This is a genomic window from Nocardia nova NBRC 15556 (assembly GCF_001613005.1).
Taxonomy (GTDB): Bacteria; Actinomycetota; Actinomycetes; order Mycobacteriales; family Mycobacteriaceae; genus Nocardia; species Nocardia nova.
In genome coordinates this window covers 45691-53968 of sequence record NZ_BDBN01000074.1, presented here as the reverse complement: position 1 = coordinate 53968, position 8278 = coordinate 45691, and the positions used below count along the sequence as shown (strand labels likewise).

General features: G+C 66.9%; 8 protein-coding genes. 7 read left to right on the top strand and 1 reads right to left on the bottom strand.

Annotation, left to right across the window (positions count from 1 at the left end):
* Positions 1–223 precede the first annotated feature (223 nt).
* Positions 224–724 (bottom strand): MarR family winged helix-turn-helix transcriptional regulator, encoded by a 501-nt coding sequence (locus NN2_RS26460; protein ID WP_063016859.1) that lies wholly within the window; start codon positions 722–724, stop codon positions 224–226.
* A gap of 107 nt (positions 725–831) precedes the next feature.
* Between NN2_RS26460 and NN2_RS26455 the strand changes: the two genes are divergently transcribed.
* From NN2_RS26455 to NN2_RS26425, 7 genes are all read left to right on the top strand, one after another.
* Positions 832–1842, top strand: coding sequence for an EamA family transporter (locus tag NN2_RS26455; RefSeq protein ID WP_082857277.1), 1011 nt, complete (start codon positions 832–834; stop codon positions 1840–1842).
* Positions 1843–1865: 23 nt separating this feature from the next.
* Positions 1866–2504, top strand: coding sequence for an NAD(P)-dependent oxidoreductase (locus NN2_RS26450; RefSeq protein ID WP_063016857.1), 639 nt, complete (start codon positions 1866–1868; stop codon positions 2502–2504).
* A gap of 179 nt (positions 2505–2683) precedes the next feature.
* The gene (locus NN2_RS26445; protein ID WP_063016855.1) at positions 2684–3286 is read left to right on the top strand and encodes a hypothetical protein; all 603 of its coding nucleotides are present in this window, start codon (positions 2684–2686) and stop codon (positions 3284–3286) included.
* Positions 3287–3536: 250 nt separating this feature from the next.
* Positions 3537–4739, top strand: coding sequence for a UDP-galactopyranose mutase (glf, locus tag NN2_RS26440; protein WP_030516796.1), 1203 nt, complete (start codon positions 3537–3539; stop codon positions 4737–4739).
* 37 nt (positions 4740–4776) lie between these two features.
* Positions 4777–6732 (top strand): glycosyltransferase, encoded by a 1956-nt coding sequence (locus tag NN2_RS26435; protein WP_063016853.1) that lies wholly within the window; start codon positions 4777–4779, stop codon positions 6730–6732.
* Between the two features lie 62 nt (positions 6733–6794).
* On the top strand, positions 6795–7328 hold the full coding sequence (locus NN2_RS26430; RefSeq protein WP_030516798.1) for a phosphatase PAP2 family protein: 534 nt from the start codon (positions 6795–6797) through the stop codon (positions 7326–7328).
* Between the two features lies 1 nt (position 7329).
* A complete protein-coding gene (locus tag NN2_RS26425) occupies positions 7330–8277 on the top strand; it encodes a decaprenyl-phosphate phosphoribosyltransferase (protein WP_030516799.1) in 948 nt (315 codons plus the stop codon).
* Position 8278: the final 1 nt, after the last annotated feature.

Below are 8278 nucleotides of genomic sequence, written 5' to 3'. Positions count from 1 at the left end.
CGGCGCTCCGGCTGCTGCGACCGGCGCTCCGGCCGACTCGTCGGCAGCGGGTATCGCGGCGCCCGACCACACCGCGCCCGTGCCGGAGGCAGTCGCTCCGCAGCAGATTCCGGGTTAGCGGACTGCACCTGGCGTGTCCGATGTGGCGCGGCCGGGTTCGCCGACCCCGCCGGTCTCGCCCGCATCCGGGACCGGATCGTCGGCGCTGCCGTAGTAGTCCCGCTCAGCCCAGCGAGGTGTCGTCCAGTGATTCGGACAGTCGGCGGAGCAGGCCGGCGAGCTGGTCGAGATCGGTGCGGCTCATGCCGGACAGCAGGCGGATCTCGTTGTCGACGTGCAGCGGCATGAGCTCGTCGATCACTTCGCGTCCGCGGTCGGTGAGCTGGACTCGGATGGTTCGCCGGTCCTTCGCATCGGGAACTCGGCGGACCAGATCCTTGGCGGCCATGCGGTCGATGCGATTGGTGATCGCGCCCGAGGTCACCATGGTGGCATTGATCAGGTCGCCGGCGGTGAGACCGTCGGGACCGCCGGAGCGGCGCAGCGTGGTCAGTACGTCGAACTCCCAGTACTCGAGGCCGTAGCGGGCGAAGAAGTCCTTCATCTCGCGCTCGAGCCGTCGGCTCAAGCGCTTCAGCCGGCCGATGACGTGGGTGGGCCACACGTCGAGTTCCGGGCGGACGCGACCCCAGTCCGCGACGATCCGATCCACGGCGTCGCTCATCGGTCTCCTCTCGTGCGCAATATCTCAACGTTCAGATACTTGACATCAAGACACTTGGCGGTGTCGGATTATCTCAACGTTGAGATTATCAATGAGGAGATACCGAGATGAATCGCACCACCGCCCGCGGTTCGACTGCCGCGATCCTCGCGATCACCGGTCTGGCCCCGCTGGTGTGGGGCACCACGTACGCCGTCACGTCCGAGTTCCTGCCGCCGGAGCGGCCGATGTTCACCGCATTGATGCGCGCCCTCCCGGCCGGATTGGTGTTGCTGGGCGCCACCCGGGTGCTGCCGCGCGGCCGTTGGATCGGCCGTGCCGCACTGCTCGGCGTGCTCAATATCGGCGCCTTCTTCCCGTTGCTGTTCCTCGCCGCATACCGGCTGCCCGGCGGTGTGGCGGCCGTATTGGGTTCGGCCGCACCGCTGTTCGCGCTCGGCTTCGCGGCGCTGCTGCTGCGGGTGCGGCCGAGCGGTCGCAAACTGCTGGCCGCGGGGATCGGCATGCTGGGGGTGGCATTGGTGGTGCTGCGGGCGAATGCCGCGCTGGACCCGATCGGTGTGCTGGCCGGACTGGCCGGCGCGGCATCGATGGCCGCGGGAACCGTGCTGACCGGTCATTGGGGTCGGCCGGAAGGGGTCGGCCCGCTGGCGTTCACGAGCTGGCAGTTGACCGCGGGCGGAGTGGTCCTGCTGCCGTTGGCGCTGCTCACCGAGGGTGCGCCGCCCGCACTGGACGCCCCGGCGATCGGCGGATACCTCTATCTGGGCGCGCTCGGCACCGCGGCCGCCTACGCCCTCTGGTTTCGCGGTTTGGCTCGGGTGCCGGCCACGTCGGTCGCCTTCCTCGGCCTGCTCAGCCCGCTCTCCGCGGCGGTGATCGGATGGGCTGCGCTCGGCCAGTCGCTGACTCCGTTGCAGGTGCTGGGCATGGTGATCGCGTTGGGTGGCACGGTGCTGGGCCAGGTGGGGGATCGCATGCAGAAGCCGGCCGGACATTCGCTGTCACCGGTAACCATCGATGCGCCCGAACTCGCCGATCCCCGGCAACTTTCGTCGGCCGACACCGATTCGATCGCGCCCGAAGACCCTTCGGCGCACATCTCCCGAGTCCGCTGATTCCTTGGCAGGAGTGAAAGATCATGCATATCACCGTTTTCGGTGCCGCGGGAACCGCCGGCAGCCGGATCGTGCACGAGGCGCTGTCGCGCGGCCACGAGGTCACCGCCGTCGGCCGCAGCGCCGAGCGTCCGAATACGCTGCCCGCAGCGGCGAACTTCCGCGCCGCGGACGCCACCGACCCGGACCGGGTGAAGGATGTCACCGCCGGAAGCGATGTGGTCATCAGTGCGACCAGGCCCCGCGCCGGGCGCGAGTACGAAATGGCGGATGTGGCCGCGGCGCTGCTGGAGGGATTGCGCAACACCGGAATCCGCCTGCTGGTCGTGGGCGGCGCGGGCGATCTGATCGTGCCCGGAACCGGCTCGACCGTCATGCAGATGCCCGACTTTCCGCCGGACTGGCGGCCGATCGCCCTGGCCTGTCACGCGCAACGCGAGGTATTCCGCAGGGCGGCAACCGATGTCGACTGGACCTACCTCAGCCCGCCGGCCCTGCTCGAGCCCGGCGAACGCCGCGGAAGCTACCGGACCGGCCTCGACGAACTGCTCAGCGACAGCACGGGCACCTCGTGCATCTCGATGGAGGACCTCGCCGTCGCACTCCTCGACGAGGCCGAGAATCCGCGCCACGCCCGCACCCGCTTCACGGTCGCCTACTGAATGTGTCGGGCCGAACGAGCCTCGCGGACAGGGATTTATCCCCGCCTTAAGAATCGGCCAACCACCACGGCGACGATAAGGAGACATCCGGTGAGCCGGCTTCCCCGTGATGCGGGTTCACCTGGTACCGACGTCGTTCGCAGGCGGTAGAGTGCCTGCCCGAGAGAAGGGGGAGGCCGATGAGCTATCCATATGGACCCGGCTACGGGGGTAATGGTTATCCGCCGGCGGGTTATCCGCCGCCCGGGTATCCGCCTGCGGGGTATCCGGCGCCGGGGTATGCGCCCTACGGTTATCAGGAGCCGCGGCCGAGTGGTGGCGCGGCGATCACGGCCGGCGTTTTCGCACTGCTGCTGGCGTTGCTGGCCGGGTTCGGAATCATCGGTTTGCTCAGTGCGGCAAGCAATCTGAATCGTTCGTACGGCTCGTACAGTTCGCACAGCAGCGGTTCGGGCGACATCTTCTATGTCATGGCCGCGGTCGACGGTCTGATCGCGCTGCTGTGGGCCGTCGGCGGAATCATGCTGATGAACCACAAGAATGCCGGGCGCGTGATGCTGGTCGCGCTGTCCTCGCTCGGGCTGCTGGGCGGTCTCGCGGGGATCGTCATGGCATTGGCCAACGGCGTGCCCGCGGCATCGATCGGCGGAATCGTCGGACTGCTGTTCGCGGTGTTGATGCTGAGCCTGACGCTGTCCGGTTCGGCGAAGCGGTGGTGTGGCGTGGGCATGCCCGCCTATCCGCCTGCCGCGTACTACGGCCAGCCTCCCTACCCGTACTGAGGCGGTCGGCGGGTGGGCGCCGCCGTGGCCGGGGCGCTCGCCCATCCCGGGAGCGGTATGGGTGGCGTGTGGTCTCGATGGGGACGGTGTCCGCGTCAACCCCCGGTGACGCCCTGGTGAACACTTCCCGGCCCCTCGCGGCGAGATTCCGCTACCCCTGCCGGTCCGCGCACGGCCGTGACCACCGTCCCCGCTACCGAGACCTACGGCGTGCAGACGCGGTGACCCGCTACGGCTACGCTGGGCTCCCGTGACCGTCGCAGCTCCCTTCGATCTGATCGTCGTCGGCTCCGGATTCTTCGGGCTGACCGTTGCCGAACGCACCGCCAACCTGCTGGGAAAGCGGGTGCTCGTGGTCGAGCGCCGCTACCACCTGGGCGGTAACGCGTATTCGGAGGCGGATCCGGAAACCGGCATCGAAATCCACAAGTACGGTGCCCACCTCTTCCACACCTCCAATAAGCGGGTGTGGGATTACGTCAATCAGTTCACCGAGTTCACCGGTTACCAGCATCGGGTCTTCGCGATGCACAAGGGGCAGGCTTACCAGTTCCCGATGGGACTCGGCCTGATCTCGCAGTTCTTCGGCCGTTATTTCAGTCCCGAGGAGGCGCGGGCGCTGATCGCGGAGCAGTCCGCCGAGATCGAGACCAAAGATGCCGCGAACCTCGAGGAAAAGGCGATTTCGCTGATCGGCCGCCCGCTCTACGAGGCGTTCGTCCGCGATTACACCGCCAAGCAGTGGCAGACCGATCCCAAGGAGCTGCCCGCCGGCAATATCACCCGGCTGCCCGTGCGATACACCTTCGACAATCGCTATTTCAACGACACCTACGAGGGTCTGCCGGTCAACGGTTACACCGCCTGGCTGGAGAAGATGGCCGAATCGGATCTGATCGAGGTGCGCCTGAATACCGATTGGTTCGAGGTGCGCGACGAAATCCGCGCGCAGAATCCGGACGCGCCCGTCGTCTACACCGGCCCGCTGGACCGCTACTTCGACTACAGCGAGGGCGAACTGGGCTGGCGCACCATCGATTTCGAGACCGAAGTGCTCGAGACCGGCGACTTCCAGGGCACCTCGGTGATGAATTACAACGATGCCGATGTCCCGTTCACCCGCATCATCGAGCCGCGCCATTTCCACCCGGAGCGCGACGGCTATCCGGAGGACAAGACCGTCATCATGCGCGAATTCTCGCGATTCGCGCAGACCGGCGACGAGCCGTACTACCCGATCAACACCCCGGAGGACCGCGCGAAACTGCTCGCCTACCGCGAGCGGGCGAAGAACGAAACCGCGACGGCCAAGGTCGTTTTCGGCGGACGTTTGGGCACCTACCAGTATCTCGACATGCATATGGCCATCGGCAGCGCGTTGAGTACCTTCGACAACGTGCTGCGCCCGCATCTGGAATCCGGCGCACCGCTCACGGCCGGCGATCCCCAGTAATGTGCCACCGGCCCGTACCGCGGATGCAGGAAGTGAAATGACCGCACAAGTGACCCTCGAGGATATGAGCACCGAGACCCGCGCGAAATCCCTGCTGCAGCGCATCATTCTGCCTCGCCCCGGCGAGCCGCTGGATGTGCGGACGCTGTATCTGGAGGAATCGGCGACGAACGCTCGCCGCGCGCATGCTCCCACGCGCACCTCGCTGTCGATCGGCGCCGAATCCGAAGTGTCGTTCTGCACCTATTTCAATGCGGTGCCGGCCAGTTACTGGCGACGCTGGACGATTCTGGAATCGGTGGTGCTGCGCCTGGACCTGTCCGGGCACGGCCGGGTGGACGTCTACCGTTCCAAGGCCGACGGTTCCCGGATCCACGTGCGCGGCAACGAATTCGCGACAGCCTCGGCGGGCCGTGAATCGCTCACCGCGCCGGCCGATATCACCACCGTGGAATTCGAGGTCGATCTGGCGCCGTTCGAGGACGGCGGCTGGATCTGGTTCGACATCACCACCGATTCCGCGGTCGAATTGCGCAGCGGCGGGTGGTACGCGCCGGTCGAGGCGCCCGGTGAGGGCAGCATCGCGGTGGGCATGCCGACCTTCAACCGGCCCACCGACTGTGTGAACACTCTCGCGGCCCTCGGTTCCGATCCGCTGGTGCTGGAGAAGATCAAGGCCGTGATCATTCCCGATCAGGGCAATCGCAAGGCCGTGGACGAACCCGGATTCGCCGAGGCCGCCGCGGTTCTCGGCGATCGGCTCGCCATTCACGATCAGCCGAATCTCGGTGGTTCCGGCGGATACAGCCGCGTCATGTACGAGGCGCTGAAAACCACGGACGCGCAATACATCGTCTACATGGACGACGATATCGAGATCGAGCCGGACTGCATTCTGCGCGCGCTGGCCTTTGCCCGTTTCTCGCGCACACCCACGCTGGTGGGCGGCCAGATGCTGAATCTGCAGGAGCGTTCGCATCTGCACACCATGGGCGAGGTGGTCGACCGCGGCATCTGGATGTGGACCGCGGCGCCGAATGTCGAATACGACCACGATTTCTCGAAGTATCCGCTGCGCGACCGCGACAATTCCAAACTGCTGCACCGGCGCATCGATGTCGATTTCAACGGCTGGTGGACCTGCGTCATCCCGCGCGTGGTGGCCGAGCAGATCGGTCAGCCGCTGCCGCTGTTCCTGAAGTGGGACGACGTGGAGTACGGGCTGCGCGCCCGGGCGGCCGGATATCCGACGGTCACGCTGCCGGGTGCGGCGGTCTGGCACATGGCGTGGAGCGACAAGGACGACGCCATCGACTGGCAGGCGTATTTCCACCTGCGCAACCGCCTGGTGGTCGCGGCGCTGCACCTCGGCAACGACGGCCGTCCGATGATCGTCAATACGGTCAAGGCGACGCTGAAACATCTGCTGTGCCTGGAATATTCGACGGTCGCCATTCAAAACCAGGCGATTCGCGATTTCCTCGCCGGACCGGACAAGCTGTTCGAACTGCTGCCCACCGCGCTGGGCCAGGTCGCCGCGATGCGCAAGGAATTCCCGGATGCGGTGATCGTCGGCTCCTCGACGGACCTGCCGCTGCCCAGCGGCGCCGATGTGGGCGCGGTCGGTGAACCGTCGAATCCGCTGGCCAAGATCGTCCGGCTCGGCAAGGGCGTGGCGCACAACCTGCGCAAGGCCAAGACCGAACATCACGATCGCCCGCAGTTGAACGTCCCGACACTGGACGCGCGTTGGTTCCTGCTCTCGCAGGTCGACGGGGTTACCGTGACCACAGCCGACGGGCGTGGCGTGGTCTACCGCAAGCGCGATCCGCGCCAGGCCCGGGAGCTGTTCACCGAGGCGATGCGATTGCGCCGGGAACTGGCCGCGCGGTTCCCCGAGCTGCGGGAGCGGTACCGTGCCGCACACGCGCGCTTGACCAGCACCGCGGCCTGGGAGAACGCGTTCGGAATCAACACTAGTGAGGACAAATGACCGCCCCAGCCTCCTCCGATCCGGCCGGCGCCCCGCACTTGCAGGTGGTGGCGGACCCCGAGGTGTCCAAGCCCGCGGAGGTCAAGATCCTCAACGCCGTCCAGGGCGCCATCGGCACCCCGCCGGTGATCAAGGCCGCGCGCGGGATGTCGCATTTCGGTGAGCACGCGCTCGGCTGGATGGCCATCGGCGCCGCGGGCGCACTGGTCGACAAGTCCCGCCGGCGTCAGTGGGCCGGAGTCGCGGTGGGCGCCTTCGGGGCGCACGCCGCCTCCGTCGTCATCAAGCGCGTCGTCCGGCGCCCGCGCCCGCACGATCCATCGGTGCAGGTCAACGTGTCGACGCCGAGCAAACTGAGCTTCCCGTCCTCGCACGCCACCTCCACGACGGCGGCGGCCGTGTTGCTCGGAAAGTTGACCGGGCTACCCTTGCCTGCGGTGCTCGTGCCGCCGATGCTGCTCTCCCGGGTCGTTCTGGGAGTGCACTATCCCTCCGACGTGCTCGCCGGATCCGCTCTGGGTGCGGCATCCGCCGCAGCCGTGCTAGCCGCCGAAAAGAGATTCGCCAGTGACCGCACAGGAAAGAACCCTCGCTGATATGAGTGAAGAGCCGACCGGCACCGACCTCGACGAAGCCGTCCTCAAGGGTCCGCCGAAGACGCTGGCCGGCGGAATCGTCAAGGCCGTGCGGCCACGGCAGTGGGTGAAGAACGTCCTCGTGCTGGCGGCGCCACTGGCCGCGGGCAAGGACGCGGCCTCCGGTGCGTACGTGCTGGCGGATGCGACCGTGGTCGCCCATATCGCGATCGCGTTCGTCGTGTTCTGCATGGCGGCCTCGGGTATCTACCTGGTCAACGACGCGCTCGACGTCGAGGCCGACCGCGCGCACCCCACCAAGCGCTTCCGGCCCATCGCGGCCGGCGTGGTGCCGGTGAACCTGGCGTATTCGCTCTCCGCGGTGCTGCTGGTCGGCTCGATCGCGGCGTCGTTCCTGGCGTCCTGGCATCTGGCCGTCGTGATGGCGGTCTACATCGGCATTCAGCTGGCCTACTGCTTCGGCCTGAAACACCAAGCGGTGCTCGACATCTGCATCGTGTCCTCGGGCTTCCTGCTGCGCGCGGTCGCCGGTGGCGCGGCCGCCGATATCCGGCTCTCGCAGTGGTTCCTGCTGATCATGGCCTTCGGTTCGCTGTTCATGGCGGCCGGTAAGCGCTACGCGGAGTTGAAGATCGCGCTCGACACCGGCGCCAAGATCCGCAAGTCGCTGCAGTACTACACACCCACCTACCTGCGCTTCATCTGGACCCTGTCGGCCACCGCGGTGGTGGTCTTCTACGGGCTGTGGGCCTTCGAAACCGATCACAAGCACACCCAGTGGTTCGCGATCTCGATGATTCCGTTTACCATCGCAGTCCTGCGCTACGCGGTCGACGTCGATGGCGGCGAGGCCGGGGAACCCGAAGAGATCGCGCTGGGGGATCGCATATTGCAGCTCCTGGCCATCGCCTGGATCGGAGCGGTAGGTGTCGCTGTCTATCTCACCTGAC